Annotated in this window: 15 protein-coding genes and 1 tRNA gene; 4 read left to right on the top strand and 12 right to left on the bottom strand. The window is 66.2% G+C overall.

The genetic code is table 11. From position 1 onward, the window contains the following. The first annotated feature begins 134 nt into the window (after positions 1 to 134). Together BMW66_RS13130 and BMW66_RS13125 are read left to right on the top strand one after the other, a co-directional pair. Positions 135 to 3,242 carry a valine--tRNA ligase gene (locus BMW66_RS13130; RefSeq protein WP_093119165.1) on the top strand — a complete coding sequence of 1,036 codons (3,108 nt, stop codon included), beginning with the start codon at positions 135 to 137 and terminating at the stop codon, positions 3,240 to 3,242. Positions 3,243 to 3,339: 97 nt separating this feature from the next. Next, entirely contained in the window at positions 3,340 to 4,533 is a 1,194-nt protein-coding gene (locus tag BMW66_RS13125; RefSeq protein ID WP_093119164.1) for an MFS transporter, read from the top strand. A 4-nt stretch (positions 4,534 to 4,537) separates the two neighbouring features. Here the strand turns inward: BMW66_RS13125 and BMW66_RS13120 are convergent, their stop codons facing one another. Next, positions 4,538 to 5,332 (bottom strand): crotonase/enoyl-CoA hydratase family protein, encoded by a 795-nt coding sequence (locus tag BMW66_RS13120; protein ID WP_093119163.1) that lies wholly within the window; start codon positions 5,330 to 5,332, stop codon positions 4,538 to 4,540. Positions 5,333 to 5,447: 115 nt separating this feature from the next. Here BMW66_RS13120 and BMW66_RS13115 point away from each other — a divergent pair, with 115 nt between their 5' ends. Beyond that, entirely contained in the window at positions 5,448 to 6,551 is a 1,104-nt protein-coding gene (locus BMW66_RS13115; protein WP_093119236.1) for a pyridoxal phosphate-dependent aminotransferase, read from the top strand. Positions 6,552 to 6,570: 19 nt separating this feature from the next. On the opposite strand, the gene BMW66_RS13110 is transcribed toward BMW66_RS13115, so the two are convergent. The 8 genes from BMW66_RS13110 to BMW66_RS20355 form a co-directional block, all read right to left on the bottom strand. Beyond that, positions 6,571 to 9,675, bottom strand: a complete 3,105-nt coding sequence (locus BMW66_RS13110; RefSeq protein WP_093119162.1) for an efflux RND transporter permease subunit — start codon at positions 9,673 to 9,675, stop codon at positions 6,571 to 6,573. Continuing rightward, positions 9,672 to 10,817: an efflux RND transporter periplasmic adaptor subunit gene (locus BMW66_RS13105; RefSeq protein WP_245729480.1), complete on the bottom strand. Its 1,146-nt coding sequence runs from the start codon at positions 10,815 to 10,817 to the stop codon at positions 9,672 to 9,674. The genes BMW66_RS13110 and BMW66_RS13105 overlap by 4 nt, the downstream gene beginning before the upstream one ends. Positions 10,818 to 11,014: 197 nt before the next feature. Further along, positions 11,015 to 11,473, bottom strand: coding sequence for an arsenate-mycothiol transferase ArsC (locus tag BMW66_RS13100; RefSeq protein ID WP_093119160.1), 459 nt, complete (start codon positions 11,471 to 11,473; stop codon positions 11,015 to 11,017). A gap of 5 nt (positions 11,474 to 11,478) precedes the next feature. Beyond that, positions 11,479 to 11,958, bottom strand: a complete 480-nt coding sequence (locus BMW66_RS13095; RefSeq protein WP_093119159.1) for a UPF0262 family protein — start codon at positions 11,956 to 11,958, stop codon at positions 11,479 to 11,481. Positions 11,959 to 12,204: 246 nt separating this feature from the next. After that, entirely contained in the window at positions 12,205 to 13,515 is a 1,311-nt protein-coding gene (hisD, locus tag BMW66_RS13090) for a histidinol dehydrogenase (RefSeq protein WP_093119158.1), read from the bottom strand. A 75-nt stretch (positions 13,516 to 13,590) separates the two neighbouring features. Further along, the gene (locus tag BMW66_RS13085; protein WP_093119157.1) at positions 13,591 to 14,070 is read right to left on the bottom strand and encodes a DUF2948 family protein; all 480 of its coding nucleotides are present in this window, start codon (positions 14,068 to 14,070) and stop codon (positions 13,591 to 13,593) included. Further along, positions 14,067 to 15,335 carry a UDP-N-acetylglucosamine 1-carboxyvinyltransferase gene (gene murA / locus BMW66_RS13080; RefSeq protein WP_093119156.1) on the bottom strand — a complete coding sequence of 423 codons (1,269 nt, stop codon included), beginning with the start codon at positions 15,333 to 15,335 and terminating at the stop codon, positions 14,067 to 14,069. Before murA ends, BMW66_RS13085 begins: the two co-directional genes overlap by 4 nt. 7 nt (positions 15,336 to 15,342) lie before the next feature. After that, on the bottom strand, positions 15,343 to 15,495 hold the full coding sequence (locus tag BMW66_RS20355; RefSeq protein ID WP_175483244.1) for a hypothetical protein: 153 nt from the start codon (positions 15,493 to 15,495) through the stop codon (positions 15,343 to 15,345). A gap of 86 nt (positions 15,496 to 15,581) precedes the next feature. Between BMW66_RS20355 and BMW66_RS13075 the strand changes: the two genes are divergently transcribed. Next, positions 15,582 to 15,656: transfer RNA gene (locus tag BMW66_RS13075), tRNA-Thr, on the top strand. A gap of 301 nt (positions 15,657 to 15,957) precedes the next feature. Here the strand turns inward: BMW66_RS13075 and BMW66_RS13070 are convergent. The 3 genes from BMW66_RS13070 to arsJ all read right to left on the bottom strand — a co-directional run bounded on the left by BMW66_RS13070 (position 15,958) and on the right by arsJ (position 19,362). Next, complete coding sequence (locus BMW66_RS13070) at positions 15,958 to 16,194, bottom strand: hypothetical protein (RefSeq protein WP_093119155.1); 237 nt, start codon at positions 16,192 to 16,194, stop codon at positions 15,958 to 15,960. Between the two features lie 61 nt (positions 16,195 to 16,255). Continuing rightward, positions 16,256 to 18,058, bottom strand: a complete 1,803-nt coding sequence (gene lepA / locus BMW66_RS13065; RefSeq protein WP_093119154.1) for a translation elongation factor 4 — start codon at positions 18,056 to 18,058, stop codon at positions 16,256 to 16,258. Positions 18,059 to 18,111: 53 nt separating this feature from the next. Continuing rightward, complete coding sequence (gene arsJ / locus BMW66_RS13060) at positions 18,112 to 19,362, bottom strand: organoarsenical effux MFS transporter ArsJ (RefSeq protein ID WP_093119153.1); 1,251 nt, start codon at positions 19,360 to 19,362, stop codon at positions 18,112 to 18,114. Positions 19,363 to 19,373: the final 11 nt, after the last annotated feature.

Here is a 19,373-nt window from a genome sequence, read left to right as displayed (position 1 = left end):
CCGCGTTTAAGCCGATTGCGCGCCCCACCAGTCATTGCGCCGCAGCCATGGCAGATGCGCGACAACCGGCTTTCCCTTGCCACGGCAATTCGATAGACGATGCGAAACACCGGGATCATGCAGGATCAAGCACAATGGCGATGGAAAAGACCTTCAACGCGACCCAGGCCGAAAGCCGCCTTTACGACGCATGGGAAACGGCAGGCTGCTTTGCCGCCGGCGCAAACGCGAAACCGGGGGCAGAGACGTTCAGCATCATGATCCCGCCACCGAATGTGACCGGCTCGCTGCACATGGGCCACGCCTTCAACAACACGCTTCAGGACATCCTGACCCGCTGGCACCGCATGCGCGGGCACGACACGCTCTGGCAGCCGGGACAGGATCATGCCGGCATCGCCACGCAGATGGTCGTCGAACGCGAGTTGATCAAGGAGGGCAAGCGCCGCACCGATTTCACGCGCGAGGAGTTCATCGCCAGGGTCTGGGAATGGAAACAGCAGTCCGGCGGGCAGATCATCAACCAGCTCAAGCGCCTCGGCGCCTCCTGCGACTGGTCGCGCAACGCCTTCACCATGTCCGGCGCCCCCGCCGCGCCCGAGGGCGAAGATGGCAACTTTCATGACGCGGTGATCAAGGTTTTCGTGGATCTGCATGAAAAGGGGCTGATCTATCGCGGCAAGCGTCTGGTCAACTGGGACCCGCATTTCGAGACCGCCATCTCCGATCTGGAGGTGGAGAATATCGAAACCCCCGGCCACATGTGGCATTTCAAATACCCGCTCGCGGGGGGCGAAACCTACACCTACGTGGAAAAGGACGAGGACGGCAATATCGTGCTGGAAGAAGAGCGCGATTACATCTCCATCGCCACCACGCGGCCCGAAACCATGCTCGGCGATGGCGCCGTGGCGGTCCATCCCGATGACGCGCGCTATGCGCCGATTGTCGGAAAACTCTGCGAAATTCCCGTGGGGCCGAAGGAACACCGCCGCCTGATCCCGATCATCACCGACGAATACCCCGACCCGGATTTCGGCTCCGGCGCGGTGAAGATCACCGGCGCGCATGACTTCAACGACTACGCCGTGGCCAGACGCGGTGGCATTCCCTGCTACCGCCTGATGGACACCAGCGCGCACATGCGCGACGACGGCGCCCCCTATGCAGAGGCTGCCGCGCTCGCCCGGCGCATCATCGACGGGGAGGCGTTCTCCGAGAACGAGATCGACGCGATCAACCTCGTGCCCGACGAACTGCGCGGTCTGAATCGCTTCGAGGCCCGCGAGCGGGTGATCGAGGAGATTACGCAGGAAGGTCTCGCCGTGATGACCGACGGCGAGGACGGCCCTGAGCCCTTCGTCGAAAACAAGCCGGTGATGCAACCCTTTGGCGACCGCTCCAAGGTGGTGATAGAGCCGATGCTCACCGATCAGTGGTTCGTGGACGCCGAGAAGATCGTCGGCCCCGCCCTCGACGCGGTGCGCAGCGGTGAGACGAAGATCCTGCCCGAACGCGACCGCAAGGTGTATTTCCACTGGCTGGAGAATATCGAGCCATGGTGCATCTCGCGGCAACTGTGGTGGGGCCACCAGATCCCGGTCTGGTATGGGCTCGATCTCGGCGCCGCCGATTTCCGCGACGATGAGGGAGACGGCTCTCTCGATCTGGTGGAACTGGGGCGCCTGTTGAACGAGGGCGGGATGCTTCACGCCGGCGACGTGCATCACTGCGCCGCTGATTTCGATGCGGTGCTGCGCGCCTTCCGTGCCGAACTGGCCGACACCCCCCATCCCATCGCCGATGCCCGCATCGTCGAAGTGGAGGACAAACACGCCGCAATCCACATGCTGGCCGAATCCCTGGCGCATTACGCGATCGATCAGGATCCTACCAAACTCGTCTATCCGGTCTGGCGCGATCCCGATGTGCTGGATACGTGGTTCTCCTCCGGCCTGTGGCCCATCGGCACGCTCGGCTGGCCCGAGGACACCGAGGAGCTGCGCAAGTATTTCCCCACCTCGGTCCTGATCACCGGCTTCGACATCATCTTCTTCTGGGTCGCCCGGATGATGATGATGCAATATGCCGTGGTCGGGCAAAAGCCCTTCGATACCGTCTATGTCCACGCGCTCGTGCGCGACGAGTCCGGCAAGAAGATGTCCAAGTCCCTTGGCAACGTGCTCGACCCGCTCGACCTGATCGGGGATTACGGCGCCGACGCCGTGCGCTTCACCCTGACCGCGATGGCCGCGATGGGGCGCGATCTGAAGCTGTCGACCGCGCGCATCGCCGGCTATCGCAATTTCGGCACCAAGATCTGGAACGCCTGCCGCTTCGCCGAGATGAACGGCGTGTTCGAGGCGGACCTGCCCGCCGTTGATTATGGCGCCGGCAACGACGCGGATCAGACGGTGAACCAATGGATCATCGGGGAAACCGCCAAGGTGCGCGAAGAGGTGGACGCCGCCCTTGCCGCCTTCCGCTTCAACGATGCCGCGAACGGGCTTTATGCCTTTGTCTGGGGCAAGGTCTGCGACTGGTATGTGGAGTTTTCCAAGCCGCTTTTGCAGGGGGAGGATGCCGCCGCGCAACAGGAGACCCGGCAGGTCATGCGCTGGGTGCTCGATCAATGCCTGATCATGCTGCACCCGATCATGCCCTTCATCACCGAAGAGCTGTGGGGCACGCTCTCGGCCCGCGACAAGATGCTCGTTCACGCCGACTGGCCCACCTATGCCGCGTCCGATCTGGTGATCGAGCAGGCCGACCGGGAAATGAACTGGGTGATCTCTGTGATCGAGAATGTCCGCTCGGCCCGCGCGCAGATGCACGTTCCCGCAGGGACATATATCCCGGTTCTGGTCAGCGAGATCGACACGGCCGGAGAGGCGGCATGGTCGCGCAACGAGACGCTGATCAAACGCCTTGCCCGCATCGACAGCCTTGAAAAGGTCGACAGCTTCCCAAAGGGGTGCATCACCGTGCCCGCCGAAGGCGCGACCTTCGGCCTGCCGCTGGCCGACATCATCGACGTGGAGTCGGAAAAGGCCCGGCTGGAAAAGTCGCTGACCAAGCTGGCCAAGGAAATCAAGGGGCTGCGCGGACGGCTCGACAACCCCAAATTCGCCGAAAGCGCCCCGCCCGAGGTGGTCGAGGAAACCCGCGCCAACCTTGATCAGCGCGAAGAGGAAGAGGCCAAGCTCAAGACCGCGCTGACGCGGCTGGCAGAACTCGGCTGACACGATCAGGGGCGGGCGCAGGACGTGCCCGCCCCGTCACCTGCGCCGAGAGGTCTGACACAGGCCGCCCGCGCCCGACCCGGACCGCCCCGCCGCCATGACCAGACACTCGCTCAGCCGTACCGACACCATGCTCTTCATGGGCGGAATCACGGCACTTTCGGCGGTGTCGGTGGATATCGTCCTGCCGATGACCGGCGTGGTCGCGCGCGCCTTCGGCGTGGACGAAAGCCGCGGCGCGCTGCTCGTGGGGGTCTATTTCGTCGCCTATGGCATCGGGCAGCTTTTCTGGGGTTTGTTTTCCGACGCCTTCGGTCGCCGCTTTTCGCTGCTGTTGAGCCTGTCGGGCTTCGCGCTGGCCAGCCTCGCCTGCGCCTTCGCGCCTAGCTATGGCTTTCTGCTCACCGCGCGCTTCGTGCAGGGGCTGATGGGCGGCGCGCCGGTCATCGCGCGGGCGATGGTGCGCGACGTGGCCTCCGGCACCGACGCGGCGCGGATGATGACCGTTCTGGGCGCGATCCTGACCGTGGCCGCGATGCTGGCCCCGGTGCTCGGATCGGGGCTGCTGGTGCTGTTCTCATGGCGCGCGGTGTTCATCGCGCTCACCGCGCTGGCGCTGGCCTTTATCGCCTATGCCGCGCTGATCCTGCGCCATCCGGCGGGCACGCGCCGCCCCGAACGCTTCACCCTGTCGTTCCTGCGTGTGGCGACGCGGCGGCTGCTGTCCTCGCCCGCTTTCCTGACGCCCGCGATTGCCGGCTCGCTCACCTTCGGGGGCTACGCCTCCGTCGGGGCCACCGGGGCGATCATCGCCGAAACCCGCTATGGCGTGCCGCCGGAATCCTTCGGTGCACTCTTTGCCATTGCCGCGCTGATCAACACAAGCGCCGCGCTCATCGCCGGGCAGCTTTTGCGCCATGTCTCACTGCGGCAGGTCGGCACCATCGCGATGATCCTGCTCACCCTCGGCGCGGCGCTGCATATCGCGCTGGCCTTTGGCGAACCGGGCCTTCAGGTGTTCTGGGGCGCGGTCTGTCTTTACGTGCTGGCCTTCGGGATGATCCTGCCCACCTCTCTGGCCGCCGCGATGGAGCCGGCCTCCGAATACCCCGGATTCGCCGCCTCGCTCATGGGGGCGATGCAGATGATCGCCGCCTCCGGCGCGGCCCTGCTGGCTTCCGCGCTCTTCGACGGCAGCCATCGCGCCATCTCCATCACCATGGCGGTCTTCGGGCTGGCCGCGGTGCTGACGGTCATTCTGGGCCGCGGGGCCATGCGCCGCGCGCTCTGACCGCTCAACCCCTGAACACCGGCGCGCGCTTTTGCAGGTTCGCGGCGATCACCTCCATCTGGTCCGGCTGCCCGATCAGCGCCGCCTGCGCCCGGCTTTCCTCAAGCAGCACCGCATCGGCATCGCCCGAATGCGCCTCGGCATAGCCGATCAGCGCTTTCGCCGCCCGGATGGCCGACGGGCTCTTCCCCGCGATCTGCGCCGCCATTTCCCGCGCGGCGGCCAGCGGGTCCTCCGCGATCTCTGTCACAAGGCCCCAGCGTTCCGCCTGCTCGGCCTCCACCGGATCGCCGGTATAGGTCATCCGCCGGATCACGTCCGACCGCGCCAGATGCGGCAGAAGCGCCATGCCCCCCATATCGGGGATCAGGCCCCATTTGATCTCCATGATCGACAGCTTCGTGCCCGGCGCCGCGATCCGCACATCCGCGCCAAGCGCGATCTGAAAGCCGCCGCCATAGGCCACCCCCTGAAGCGCGGCGATCACCGGCACGGGCAGCTTGTGCCAGATCAGGCCGACCTGCTGAAACAGGTTGGCGTTGCCGTGGCTACGCGGCATGATCCGGGCCCAGGGGTCCTGCCCCGCCAACGTGGCGAAATTGGCCACATCCATGCCCGCGCAGAACGCCTTGCCCTCCCCGGACAAAACCACCGCGCGCACATCGCCGCGCTCCATGAGCGACTCGCCCGCCGCGATCAACTCCTCGACCAGCTCGAAGCTGAGCGCGTTCATCTTCTCCCCGCGCATAAGCGTCACATGCGCGACGTGATCCTCGATCTTCAACGATACATTGGCCATGACGCCCCCTTTGCAGACTTTGCGACAGTCTGGCCGCACGAACCGGCGAAATCCACCCTGACGTGAGGTTCGCAGGCCCTTGCAGCCGCGCCGGCCTTGCGCCAATCTGCACGCCATGACCGGACCACGTTACACCCCGCTTGCCGCCAGCCTTCCCGCCACCGTGCCCTTTGTCGGGCCAGAGGCCCAGGAACGCGACACAGGCCGCCCCTTCGTGGCGCGTCTGGGTGCGAACGAAAGCATTTTCGGCCCCTCGGCCAAGGCCATTGCCGCCATGCGCGACGCCGCCCCCGATATCTGGAAATACGGCGATTCGAAAAGTCACGACCTGCGCGAGGCGCTCGCCGCCTTCCACCGCGTCACCCGCGACAACATCCTTGTCGGTGAGGGGATCGACGGTCTTCTCGGCTATCTGGTGCGGCTCACCGTGGGGGCGGGCGACACGGTGCTGACCTCCGATGGCGCCTATCCGACCTTCAACTACCACGTCGCCGGCTTTGGCGGCGTGCTGCACAAGCTGCCCTATCGCGACGACGCCGAAGATCTTGACGGGCTGATGGAAGAGGCCGCGCGCCTGCGCCCGAAACTGGTCTACCTGTCCAACCCCGACAACCCGATGGGAAGCTGGCACAGCGGCGACCGGATCGCGGCCGCGCTCGACCGTCTGCCCGACGGCACGCTTCTGGTGCTGGACGAGGCGTATGTCGAATTCGCCCCCGAGGGGACAGAGGCGCGCTATGACGTGGACGACCCGCGCGTGATCCGCATGCGCACCTTTTCCAAGGCCTACGGCATGGCCGGGGCGCGCGTGGGCTATGCCATGGGCGCGAAGGAACTGATCTCGAACTTCGACAAGATCCGCAACCATTTCGGCATGAACCGCATGGCGCAGGCCGGGGCGCTGGCCGCGCTCGCCGATCAGGACTGGCTTGACGAGGTGCGCGGCAAGGTCGCCGCCTCGCGCGAGGCGATCACCCGCATCGCCGCCGACAACGGGCTCACCGCGCTGCCCTCTGCGGCGAATTTCGTCGCCGTCGATTGCGGCCGCGACGGGCGCCATGCCCGCGCGGTCTTGGGCGGGCTAGCCGCGCGCGGCATCTTCGTGCGCATGCCCTTCGTGCCGCCACAGGATCGCTGCATCCGCATCAGTTGCGGCCCCGAGCGTGAGATGGAGCTGCTCTCCCGCGCCCTGCCAGAGGTGCTGTCGGACCTCCGCTGAGACCGCCGCCACCCGGGACTCAGGCGCCCGCCTGCGCCTCCTGCAACTCGCGGACAAGCCGCGCCTCCTGCTCGGCGCGCGGCTTGGAAAACCGCGCCAGCAGAAGATAGGCGACGGGCGTGAGGTAAAGCGTGGACAGCGTCGCCAGACCAAGCCCGCCCACGATCACCCAGCCGAGCGCCTCGCGCGCTTCCGCCCCCGCGCCCGACGACAGGATAAGCGGCACCCCCCCGAAGACGGTGGAGACCATGGTCATCATCACCGGCCGAAGGCGGATCGTGCTGGCGTCGGTGATGGCAGAGGCCACATCCTGCCCCGCATCGCGAAGCTGATTGGCAAACTCCACGATCAGGATGCCGTTCTTGGCCATGATCCCGATCAGCATGACCAGACCGATCTGGCTGTAGACGTTTAGGCTCAGCCCGGTGAACGACAGCGCGAAGATCGCGCAGGCCAGCCCGATGGGCACCGTCACGATCACCACGAAGGCCGAGATGAAGCTTTCAAACTGCGCCGCCAGCACGAGCACCACCACGATCATCGCAAAGCCGAAGGTCAGGAACAGGCCGCTGTTGGTCTCGTCCAGCGTCGCCGCCTCCGCCAGTGGCACGATGCGGTTCTGCTCGGCCAGAATCTCATCGGCCATCCCGCGCACCTCGGACAGCGCGTCGCCCAGAGCAAGCTCGGGCGTGAGCCCGGCGGAGATCTCGACCGACCGGTTTTGGCCCTCGCGGTCAAGCTCGGGCGCCACCGCCCGTTCCTCAAGGGTCACGAAACTCGACATCGGCACCATCTTGCCGTCACCGCTCTGCACGAAGATGTTTTCCAGATCGCCGGGGTCGTTCACCGGATCGCTGGTGGACAGAAGCTGCACGTCATAGCTGCTGTCGCCGATGAAGACCTCCCCGACGGACCGCCCGTTGAGCGCCGCGCGCAGCGCGCTGCCAAGCCCGGTGATGTCGATCCCCAGATCCGAGGCGCGCGTCCGGTCGATCTCGATGAAAAGCTGCGGCTGCGTGGTCTCGTATTCCAGCCGCACCTGCCCCATCGCCGGGTTTTGCTGCATCCGCTCGACAAGGGTTTGCGCGACGTCGGCAAGCTGGCCGTAATCGTCGCCGGTGATGGCAAAGCTCAACCCCCGCCCCGCCCCGCGAATTCCCAGCGAATTGGGCTGGATCGCAAAGGCCCGCATCCCGATCAGGGGCCGCAGCCTGCTGTTGATGTCGCCCACGATCTCATCCTGGCTGCGCGCGCGCTCATCCCATTTCGCAAGCGTGAAGACCATGAAACCGACATTGTCCGCGCCAAAGCCGGTGATCGCGAAGATATTGACGATCTCCCCGGCCTCGCGCAGCGGCGCCACCACGTCCTCGATCTCCTGCATCTTGGCGTTGGTATAATCGAGCGACACCCCCTGCGGCGTCGTCACCCGCATGAGCGCGACAGCGCGATCCTCGCGCGGGGTCAGCTCCTGCCGGATGCCGCCGGCCACGAAAACCGCCGTGACGGAAAACAGTACCGCGACAAGCACGATCACAGCCGGGTTCGCCAGCGCCCCGCGCAGCGTCACGCGGTAGAGCGCGGCAAGCCGGTTGCCCAGCCAGATCATCGGTCCGCGCGCCTCCTGCTTGGGCGGGCTGGCCAGCAGGCGGCTCGCCAGCACCGGGCAGAGCGTCAGTGCCACCACCGACGACAGCATCACCGCCATCGCCAGCGTAAAGCCGAACTCGCGAAACAGCCCGCCCGCCTGACCGGGCAGGAACGACAGCGGCACGAAGACCGCCGCCAGCGTCGCGGTGGTCGTCACCACTGCGAAGAACACCTGCTGCGTGCCCAGAACGGCGGCCGCCCGTGCGCCCATGCCTTCCGACCTTCGGCGCACGATGTTCTCCAGCACGACAATCGCATCGTCCACCACCATGCCCGTCGCCAGAACCAGCGCCAGAAGCGTCAGGATATTGACCGAGAACCCCACCAGATAGATCGCCGCGATCGTCCCGATAAGCGCCACGGGAAGCGTCAGCGCCGGAATGAGCGTGGCGCGCAGGTTGCGCAGGAACACGAAGATCACCACGATCACGATGCTGATCGCAAGGCCCAGCGTCTTGACCACCTCCTGAATGGACCCGCGAATGAACACCGCGTCGTCGGAGGTGACGAATATGCTGATATCCTCGGGCAGCGTGCGGTCAAGCTCCGCCACTACCGCCCGCACGGCAGTCGATATCTCCAGCGTGTTGGACGTGGCCTGCCGGATGATCCCCATGCCAAGGCCCATCTGCCCGTTGGCGCGCAGGATCGTCTCATCGGGCGCCGGCCCCATCGTCACCCGCGCCACATCGCCCAGCACCACATGCGGCGCGATCTTCAGCGCCTCGAACGCCTGAGTGCTCGACACCGTCGCCGTGGTGCGCACGCTGATCGACTGCCGGTCCCCGGTCAGATCGCCAGTCGCCGCATCGAAGGCCACGTTGTCCAGCGTCCGCGCGATGTCGGCCAGCGTTAGCCCCCGGCTCGCCACTTCCAGCAGATCGACATCGACCCGGAAGATCGGCTCCCGGTCGCCATAAATCTGAAGATCGGCCACCCCGTCGATCGAAATCAGCCGGTCCTCGACCTGCTCGCGCACGATCCGGGTCAGCTCCTGCGGCGAACGCCCGGAGGAAGTCACCGCAATGCGCATCACCGCGCTGGCATTGGCGTCGGCCTTGACCACCTGCGGGTCTTCGGCCTCCTCGGGCATCTGCGGCGCAATCCGCGACACCGCGTCGCGCACATCGGTGGCGGCCACGTCGATATCCACAGAATCGTTGAATTCGAGCGTCACCCGGCTGCGCCCGAAACGGGAGTTGGACGAGATCGACCGCACCCCCGCCACGCGGCCCACCGCCCCCTCGATCCGGCCGGTCAACTCCTGATCCACGATCTCGGGCGAGGCGCCGGGGAACTGCGTGGTGACGGTGACGACCGGGCGGTCCACGTTGGGCAATTCACGGATCTCGACCCCGAACAACCCGGCCAGCCCCGCCAGAACGATCAACGCGCTGAGCACGAAGGCCAATATCGGCCGGCGCACGAAGAGCGCCATGCCCGAGGTGCGGGGCGGGCCGCCGGCGTCGCTCATTCGGTCCTCACGGGGCGGTCCGGGGTCCATGTGGCGCGCACCTCGTCTCGTCCATTGGCAACCTCGACCGCCGCGCCGGGCCGCAGGTTCTGCACACCTTCGGTCACGATTGCCTCACCGGGGGCAAGATCGGCCTCGACCAGCACGCTGTCGGCATTGCGCTGGCGGATCTCGACGGGCACGCGCGCCGCCTTGCCCTCGCGCACCGCCCAGACAAAGGCCCCCTCGCTCGACCATTGCAGTGCCAGCGGCGCGATCGACACAAGCGTCTCGCCCGGAAAACTCATCTCGACCTCAAAGGCCATGCCCACACGCAAGAGATCCTCGGAATTCTCCACCCGGCCCTGCACCCGCAGGGTGCGGCTGGCACGGTCCACGATGGTATCAACGGCGCTGATCTCCCCGTTCAGCACCGTCCCGCGAAGCCCCAGCGGGGTCACGGTCACGGGCATGCCGACCGAAAGCTGTGAGATCACACGCTCTGGCACCCGGAAATCGATCAGCAGCGCAGAGCGATCCGTGATGGTGAAAAGCGCCTCTTGCGCGGCCACCCGCTCACCCACCTCCACGTCGATGATGCCCACCCGGCCCGAAATCGGCGCCAGGATCTCGCGCTGCGCCAGATCGAGACGCGCCTGACGCAATTCGAGCTGCGCCGTGCGCAGCGCCAGTTCGGCCTCGCGCAGGCGCACCTCTGTGACCGTTCCCTCCAGTTGGCGAAGCCGGCGAAGGTTGTCCGTCGCATCCTCGACCATGATCTGCGCACGCTCCAGCGCGATGGTCTCCGCCTCGTTCTGAAGCTGCGCGACCACCTGCCCGGAGTCGACCTGCCCGCCCGGCGCCACATGCAGCTCTGTCACCAGCCCCACGGTCTCGGATCGCACGACCACCGCCCGCCGCGCCTGCCCGTCGCCGATGGCGCGCACCCTGTCGGCCAGCGTGCGCTCGGTGACCTCCTCGACCACCACGCGCGTCGCCCCGCCGCCAAAGCCGGGCCCGGCGCCGTTCTCCTCTTCGTTCTGCGCGACCTCGATCCCCAGAAGCTCCGACACTCCGAGGCGGTCAAGCATCGGCCGCGCCGACGGAACATAGGCAATCCACAGATACAAGGCCCCCGCCAGAACGAGGACGGACAGTATCATCTGACGAAGAATGGACATGAACCCCGGTGCTTTTGTTGCGCGATCTTGGGGGAAACAATAGCATTAATCGGTCAATGTCACGCTCAAAACCGTGATGAAATCCACCCGAATGCCTCATCCGCCCGGAAAGTAACACCAGTGTGAACAGGGGGCGCACTCGCGGGCACGCACCGGATTGTTCGGTGGGCCGCCCGGCCTCACGCCCGGCGCGCCGGCCCCCAGTGCGCGGTCAGATTCGCAACGATCTGATCGCGCGTGTCGCGATAGGCCGCGAGCTTGTCTTCGCGCGTCTCGCCCTGCCCCGCCGGGTCGGTGATCGGCCAGAACGCAACCTCCAGATGGTAGAAGCGGGTCATCTCCTCCACCTTGCTCAGGCTCGCGGGGGACAGCGCCACCACCAGATCGAAGGACGACAGTTGATCGCCCATCTTCTCCAGCTCCTCGAAACTGCGCGAGCGGTGCCGCGACAACTCCACCCCGATCTCCTTGCACACGGCGATGGCGAAGCCGTCGATCTCCAGATCATTCTTGATTCCGGCGGACTGCACATAGCTGTCGGTGCCGTAGAACTTCTTGGTGATGCCTTCGGCCATGGGCGAGCGCACGGAATTGTGGTCGCAGCAGAACAGAACAGATTGCGGAAGCTCCCCCCCCATGCCCGTCATCCCCCGAAATGCAGTACGCAGATCAGGGTGAAAAGCCGTCTGGCCGTGTCGTTGTCCACCTTCGCCTTGCCCTCCAGCCGTTCGGCAAGGATGCGCGCGCCCTCGTCGTGAATGCCGCGCCGGGCCATGTCGATGGTCTCGATCTGGCTCGGCGGCAGATTCTTGACCGCCTCGTAATAGCTTTCGCAGATCTGCCAGTAATCCTTCACCACCTGCCGGAAGGGCGAAAGCGACAGGTGAAATTCCACCGCCGGCCCGCCGTCCTGCGCGGCGACATCGAACACCAGCCGCTTGTCGCGGATCGACAGCGAAACGTGATATGGCCCGTCCGGCACCGCCCGGTCGTCCCGCGCCGGAAGGTCAAAGGAATTCTCTTCCAGCAGATCGAACATGGCCACCTTGCGCTCCTGCTCGATCTCCGGCGTGGGGGGCGGCAGGTTGCGGTCGTCGATCTCGATCTGGCAGATACTGGACATGGGTTGGCTTTCAGCGGGAAAATGTCTTGCCCGAAATACCGCAGGCGCGTGGCCGGGGCAATGCGCCATCCCGGTCCGGGCGTGTTTTCCGCCCGCCTGCGCGCGCGCCGCTTGGAGACGGCCAAAGGTTAACAATGTCTCACCGTGCGCCCTGTTCACCGGGCCGATCACGGACACCGGCACCGACGCGATACCGACGCTATACCGACGTTTTACCGCATGGGGTTTTTCAGCAGTATCAGAGGCTTAACCCGAATCGCGGTTCAGGGCCTCCAGGCGCGCCCGCACCGACAGCCCGTGCGCCTGCAAACTCTCGCTCGCCGCCAGCCGCTCGGCCGCCGGCCCGATCGCCCGAAGCGCCCCCGGCGTCATCCGCGCCAGTGTCGTGCGCTTGAGGAAATCCAGCACCGACAAACCCGAGGAAAACCGCGCCGACCGCGCCGTGGGCAAGACGTGGTTCGGCCCGCCCACGTAGTCGCCGATCGCCTCCGGCGTATACTGCCCCAGGAAGATCGCCCCGGCATGTGTGATCGCCGCGCTCAGCGCCTCGGGATCGGCGACGCAAAGCTCCAGGTGCTCGGGCGCCATCCGGTTCGACAGCGCGGCCGCCGCCGCCAGATCGGGCACCGTGATCACCGCCCCGAAATCGCGCCAGCTCGCCCCGGCAATGGCCCGCCGTTCCAACGTCTCAAGACGTTTTTCCACTGCTTTTGCAACGGCTTGGCCGAAATCGGCATCATCGGTGATCAGGATGGATTGCGCGCTTTCATCATGCTCGGCCTGGCTGAGAAGATCCAGCGCGATCCAGTCGGGGTTGTTGTCCTTGTCGGCGATCACGAGAATCTCCGACGGCCCCGCGATCATGTCGATCCCGACCTTGCCGAAGACCCGCCGTTTCGCCGCCGCGACAAAGGCGTTGCCCGGCCCGGTGATCTTGTCCACCGGCGCGATGCTCCCGGTGCCATAGGCCAGCGCGGCAATCGCCTGCGCCCCGCCGATGCGATAGATCTCATCCACACCCGCCAGCCGCGCGGCCAGCAAGACAAGGGGGTTGGCCACCCCGTCGGGCGTCGGCACCGTCACGGCCAGCCGCTCGACTCCCGCCACCTTGGCCGGCACCGCATTCATCAGCACCGATGACGGATAGCTCGCCAGCCCCCCCGGCACATACAGCCCCGCCGCCGACACCGGCGTCCAGCGCCAGCCAAGCTCAGCGCCCTCCGGGTCGATCCAGCGCTCGTCCTGCGGCATCTGCCGGACGTGATAGGCACGGATACGCTCGGCGGCCAGCTCCAGCGCGTCGCGGTCCTCCGCGCTCACCCGCTCGCAATGGGCGTCGATCTCGGCCTCGGAAAAGGCAATGGTTTCAGGGGTCAGGCAGAGCCGGTCGAACTTCTCCGTCAGTTCGATCACCGCCGCATCGCCGCGCGCGCACACATCCGCGATGATGGCCGCGACCGTGTCATCCACGTGCGGGCTGTCCTCGCGCTTGGCGCCCAGAAGGGCGGCGAACAGGGTCTCGAAATCGGCGTCTGCGAAGTTCAGGAACTGGGGCATCGGTCTCTCCTTTGGCCCCGTCCATAGCGCCGCGCGACCCCGGTCACAAGGGCGCGGGGCGCCGCGCCATGCCGCTCAATCGCCGTGCCCCGGTATGCGCTGCGACGGCGCGACATAGGGCTGTGTGACATCCTTCAGAGTGACCTCCAGCGCCTCCGCCGACAGGCGGATCGCCCCGTCCCCCGCCAGCGTCAGAAGCACCTCCTCGCGCCCATCCTCGCCCGTCTCGGCGGTGATCGCCAGAAGCGACAACACCAGATCGGCGTCGCCGCGGTCGATCCCCTGACTGGCCACGCCGGCGACCTTGTCGAACACCAGCAGCGATTGCACCCGCTCCACCGGGCGCCCGCGCTGCCTTGCGGCCTCCGCGTCCTCCCATCGAAAGCGATTGATCAGCAAGGCAAATCTGCGCTCTTGTGCGCGCCAGGTCATTTCGGTCACGGGAAAGACCGCATCCTGTGTCAGCGTCGAGATCACCTGAAGATCCTCGGCGTCCAGCGCGCCAAGGCTCAGCGGCCGCTCCCGCCCGTCCTCGAATTTTGCGTCCTCGGTCACTGTCCTGTCACCCGTTCGATAAGGGCGCCCACCGCGCCCAGTTTCTCTTCCACCCGCTCATAGCCGCGATCGAGATGATAGACCCGGCTCACCACGGTCTCCCCCTCCGCCGCCAGCCCCGCAAGGATCAGCGAGACAGAGGCGCGCAGATCCGTCGCCATCACCGGCGCGCCCCTGAGCCGCTCCACCCCCGTCACGGTGGCGGTGCCGCCCTGCACGTCGATCCGCGCGCCCATGCGCATCAGCTCGGGCGCATGCATGAAGCGGTTCTCGAAAATCTTCTCCTCCAGAATCGATACCCCGTCGGCGGTGCACATGAGCGCCATCATCTGCGCCTGAAGGTCGGTTGGAAAGCCCGGAAACGGCTCTGTCGTCACATCGACGGAGCGCACCCGCCCGTCGCCGCGCGTCACCCGAAGGCCGGCTTTCGTCTCCTCGACCCCGATCCCGGCCGCCTGCAACTTCTCGGCAAAGGCCCCGACAAGATCCATCCGCCCGCCCAGAAGCTCCACCTCCCCGCCGCAGATCGCCGGCGCCAGCATATAGGTGCCAAGCTCGATCCGGTCGGTGACGACGGGATGCGTCGCGCCATGCAGCCGCTCGACCCCCTGCACCGTGATCTCGGGCGTGCCCTCGCCCTCGATCTGCGCGCCCATCCGGCGCAGGCAGCGGGCCAGATCGGCGATCTCCGGCTCGCGCGCGGCGTTCTTGAGAACCGTGGTCCCCCGCGCCAGCGTCGCCGCCATGAGCGCGTTTTCCGTCGCCCCCACCGACACGATGGGAAACTCGAACACCGCGCCCTTCAGGCCGCCCGGCGCCTTGGCGTGAACATAGCCGTCGCGCAGGTCAAGCTCCGCCCCCATCGCCTCCAGCGCCCGCAGGTGCAGGTCCACCGGCCGCGCGCCGATGGCGCAGCCGCCCGGAAGCGACACCACCGCGTGACCGTCGCGCGCCAGCATCGGCCCCAACACGAGGATGGAGGCGCGCATCTTGCGCACGATCTCGTAGTCCGCGACATGGCTGGTCAGATCATGGCTCGACATCGCCAACACCTGCCCGCCCTGCAACCCGCTCACCTCCGCGCCGAGCGATTGCAACAGCGTGCTCATGGTGCGGATATCCGACAGCCGGGGCGCATTGGTGAGCGTGAGCGGCTCCTCGCTCAGAAGCGTCGCGGGCATCAGCGTCAGGCAGGCATTCTTCGCCCCGGCGATGGGGATCTGCCCCTTGAGCGGCCCGTTGCCGCGCACGATGATCGAATCCATTGGCTGTTCAGTCCTTGTTGTTCTTGCCGGTGTCCTGCTCGGCCCGTTTGCGCGCCTGCGCCTTGCGCCGCGCCAGATTGGCCTTGAGCGCCGCCTTGAGGCGATCCTCGCGCGCCGGGGCGCCGCCGGACTTGCCGGAGGGGGGTGTCTTGCGGTTCATTCCGCCTCCTTACATGAGCGGGGAAAAGGCGTCCAGATTGCGCTTGCACGCCTGCGGATTTGAGTCTAATCACCGCGCCACGATCCGCTGCTGTAGCTCAGAGGTAGAGCACTCCCTTGGTAAGGGAGAGGTCGAGAGTTCGATTCTCTCCAGCAGCACCATCCCCCCGACAGCCCCGCCATACAGAATCGCTACACGCGCGGCGCCCGTCCGCCGGGTGGGCGCCGCGGCGGCCGTGAATGGCACTTTATAGGGCAGAACACGCCACCGATCACGCGGGCGCGCAACGCGTCAAGAGCGCCCGCCCGAGGGGGCGGTCGGGCGCTGCGCTGCGGCGCGTCCCGCGCCTTGATTCCGCGCATTGGGGTCAAACCTCATTGTCCCCTCAGGGGTCATCAACGGGACAGCGGCGCATCTGCGTCTTGCCGGCCTACTGCTTTGTCGAACAACTCCGCCAAACCGTCATGAAAGCCCCTTCGGCGCCTTGACGTAGCGGCCGTTTTTCCAATTGGGGTCGTCGCGCCGCAGCTTGCGGGCGTTCCAGATCCCCGCGGGGATGCCAAAGACAAGCCCCACCGCGCCAGCGGCGGCAAAGGCCCAGGGCGAATACCACCCCAAGGCAAGAAAGACGATCAGGGTGGCACCTGCAAGGCAAGACACCCAGAGCACACCAAGTAGCGCTTTCCATCCGTATTTCATGGCGACCTCCTTTCGGCTCACGCCAAGGAGGAAACGCGCGGACGCGGTGTATTGTTCCGGTTCACCCGTCCATCTTCAACGCGGAGATGAACGCCTCCTGCGGGATTTCCACCTTGCCGAACTGGCGCATCTTCTTCTTGCCGGCCTTCTGCTTGTCGAGCAGCTTGCGCTTGCGCGTCGCGTCCCCGCCATAGCATTTCGCCGTCACGTCCTTGCGCAGCGCCGAGAGCGTCTCGCGCGCGATGACCTTGCCGCCGATGGCCGCCTGAATCGGGATCTTGAACATGTGGCGCGGGATCAGATCCTTGAGCTTCTCGCACATCGCGCGTCCCCGTTGCTCGGCCCGGTCGCGGTGCACCATGGTCGAGAGCGCGTCCACCGGCTCATCGTTGACCAGCACCTGCATCTTCACGAGGTTGTCCTGCCGATAACCGATGATCTGGTAATCGAAGCTGGCATAGCCCTTCGTCACCGATTTCAGCCGGTCGTAGAAATCGAACACCACCTCGTTGAGCGGCAGGTCATAGACCACCATCGCGCGGCTGCCCGCATAGGTCATGTCAAGCTGGATGCCCCGCCGGTCCTGACAGAGCTTGAGCACATCGCCCAGAAACTCGTCGGGCACCATGATCGTTGCCTTGATGCGCGGCTCCTCGATATGCTCCACATGGGTCAGGTCGGGCATGTCGGCGGGGTTGTGCAACTCGCGGAAACTGCCGTCCTTCATGAAGACGTGATAGACGACCGAGGGCGCGGTGGTGATCAGCTCGATATCGTATTCGCGCTCGATCCGGTCGCGGATCACCTCAAGGTGCAGCAGCCCCAGGAACCCGCAGCGAAAGCCGAAACCAAGCGCGGCGGAGGTTTCCATCTCGTAGGAAAAGCTCGCATCGTTGAGCGCCAGCTTCTCGATGGCGTCGCGCAGATCCTCGAACTGCGACGAATCCACCGGGAACAGCCCGCAGAACACCACCGGGATCGACGGTTTGAACCCCGGCAGCGGTGCCTCGCAGCCCTTCTTCTCGGTGGTGGTCGTGTCGCCCACCCGCGTGTCGCGCACCTGCTTGATGGAGGCGGTCAGAAAACCGATCTCGCCGGGTCCCAATTCATCCACCGATGTCATCGCGGGGCGGTAGACGCCCACGCGGTCCACGTCATAGGTGCCGCCGGTCCTCATCATCCGGATGCGCTGGCCCTTTTTCAGAACCCCGTCGATCACCCGCACGATAACGACGACCCCGAGATAGGAGTCGTATTTGCTGTCCACCAGCATCGCCTTGAGCGGCGCGTCGCGCGTGCCCCCGTGCGGGGGCGGCAGGCGGGTGACGATCGCCTCCAGCACCTCGGGAATGCCCATCCCGGTCTTGGCGCTGATCTGCACCGCGTCGGAGGCGTCGATGCCGATCACGTCCTCGATCTGCTCCGCCACGCGGTCCACGTCCGCCGCCGGCAGGTCAATCTTGTTGAGCACCGGAACGATCTCGTGGTCGGCGTCGATGGCCTGATAGACATTGGCCAGCGTCTGCGCCTCGACCCCCTGCGTGGCGTCCACCACCAGAAGCGATCCCTCGACCGCGCGCATCGACCGGCTCACCTCGTAGGAGAAGTCCACATGCCCCGGCGTGTCGATCAGGTTGAGCACATAGGTATGCCCGTCCCGGGCAGGGTAATCGATCCGGACGGTGTTGGCCTTGATGGTGATGCCGCGCTCGCGCTCGATGTCCATCGCGTCGAGAAGCTGCTCTTTCATGTCGCGTTCGGCCACCGTCCCGGTCAGCTGGATCAGCCGGTCGGCAAGGGTGGATTTGCCGTGGTCGATATGCGCCACGATGGAGAAATTGCGGATTCTGGAAAGCTCTGTCATGACACCGGGATATGAGCGCAAAGCGTCCGCTGGTCAAGCGCCGTTGCGCGCCGCTACCGTGCGCGCAGCCGCCCCGCCGCCACCGCCGAGGCCCCCGCCATCGCCCCCGCCGTCGCAAGACACAGCGGCAGCCCGCCAAGCTGATACGAGACCCCCGACAAAAGCGTGCCGATCAGCCGCCCAGCCGCGTTCGACATGTAGTAGAACCCCACGTCCATCGTCACCCGCTCCGCGCTCGAAAACGCGAGGATCAGGTAGGAATGCACCGAGGAATTGACCGCGAAGACAAAGCCGAACACCAACAATCCGGCCACCAGCACCCCGGTCAACCCCGGCACCTCGGCCCAGGCCGCCGCCGCCAGCGCCAGCGGGATCAGCGTCAGCGCCGTGACCCAGCCGACCGCCGCATGCACGATCTCGGGCGTCGTCTTCTCGGCCCCCTTCAGGATGCGCGGCGCCATCCCCTGCACCCCGCCGTACAGGATGATCCAGACCGCCATGAACCCGCCCACCATGAAGAACGCCGCCCGGTCCCCCGCCGCGCTGCCATCGGACAGGACCGCGTGGAAATAAACCGGGATGCCGACCACGAACCACACGTCGCGCGCGCCGAACAGGAACATCCGCGCCAGGCTGAGCCGGTTGATATCCACGTTCTTGGAAAACACCTGCGAGAATTTCGCCGCTTTGCTCCCCCCCGGCAGGCCCGGCGGCATGAAGGCCACGACCCCGGCAAGGATCACCGCCAGAACCGCCGCCATCGCCCAGACGGAAGGCGCGAACCCCCACAGCGCCAGAAGCCCCGCGCCCACCAGAAAGCCAAGCCCCTTGACCGCGTTCTTCGATCCCGTGAGGACGGCCACCCAGCGGAACAGCCCGCCCGCCTCGGATGGCGCCAGCAGTTTCACCGCCGATTTGGCCGACATCTTCGACAGGTCCTTGGCCACGCCCGACACCCCCTGCACCGCCATCACGAAGACGACAGAGGCCGCGAGGCTCCAGCCCGGATCAAGCTGCGCCAGCGCGATCAGCGCGCCGATCTGCAACGCCAGCCCGGCATAGAGCGTCGAGGTCAGCCCGAAGCGCGCCGCGATCCAGCCCGCCGACAGGTTGGTGACAACCCCCATCACCTCGTAAAGCAGGAACAGATAGGCAAGCTGCACCGGCGAGAACCCCGCCGTGTGGAAATGCAGCAGAACCAGCATCCGCAGCGCCCCGTCGCTGAGCATGAAGGCCCAGTAGGCGGCGGTCACGGTCACATAGGCCGCCAGCCCCTCGCGCCCGTCTGGTGAGGCATCGCTCATCGCCGTCTCCG

Origin of the sequence: Salinihabitans flavidus, assembly GCF_900110425.1 — a bacterium.
Classification (GTDB): Bacteria; Pseudomonadota; Alphaproteobacteria; order Rhodobacterales; family Rhodobacteraceae; genus Salinihabitans; species Salinihabitans flavidus.
The sequence above is the reverse complement of the archived record's forward strand: the minus strand, read 5'-3'. Positions and strand labels throughout refer to the sequence as shown.

Coding starts and splice junctions, on each gene's coding strand:
- BMW66_RS13130 (WP_093119165.1), top strand. CDS start 135: ATGGCGATGGAAAAGACCTTCAACGCGACCCAGGCCGAAAGCCGCCTT.
- BMW66_RS13125 (WP_093119164.1), top strand. CDS start 3,340: ATGACCAGACACTCGCTCAGCCGTACCGACACCATGCTCTTCATGGGC.
- BMW66_RS13120 (WP_093119163.1), bottom strand. CDS start 5,332: ATGGCCAATGTATCGTTGAAGATCGAGGATCACGTCGCGCATGTGACG.
- BMW66_RS13115 (WP_093119236.1), top strand. CDS start 5,448: ATGACCGGACCACGTTACACCCCGCTTGCCGCCAGCCTTCCCGCCACC.
- BMW66_RS13110 (WP_093119162.1), bottom strand. CDS start 9,675: ATGAGCGACGCCGGCGGCCCGCCCCGCACCTCGGGCATGGCGCTCTTC.
- BMW66_RS13105 (WP_245729480.1), bottom strand. CDS start 10,817: ATGATACTGTCCGTCCTCGTTCTGGCGGGGGCCTTGTATCTGTGGATT.
- BMW66_RS13100 (WP_093119160.1), bottom strand. CDS start 11,473: ATGGGGGGGGAGCTTCCGCAATCTGTTCTGTTCTGCTGCGACCACAAT.
- BMW66_RS13095 (WP_093119159.1), bottom strand. CDS start 11,958: ATGTCCAGTATCTGCCAGATCGAGATCGACGACCGCAACCTGCCGCCC.
- hisD (WP_093119158.1), bottom strand. CDS start 13,515: ATGCCCCAGTTCCTGAACTTCGCAGACGCCGATTTCGAGACCCTGTTC.
- murA (WP_093119156.1), bottom strand. CDS start 15,335: ATGGATTCGATCATCGTGCGCGGCAACGGGCCGCTCAAGGGGCAGATC.
- BMW66_RS20355 (WP_175483244.1), bottom strand. CDS start 15,495: ATGAACCGCAAGACACCCCCCTCCGGCAAGTCCGGCGGCGCCCCGGCG.
- BMW66_RS13070 (WP_093119155.1), bottom strand. CDS start 16,194: ATGAAATACGGATGGAAAGCGCTACTTGGTGTGCTCTGGGTGTCTTGC.
- lepA (WP_093119154.1), bottom strand. CDS start 18,058: ATGACAGAGCTTTCCAGAATCCGCAATTTCTCCATCGTGGCGCATATC.
- arsJ (WP_093119153.1), bottom strand. CDS start 19,362: ATGAGCGATGCCTCACCAGACGGGCGCGAGGGGCTGGCGGCCTATGTG.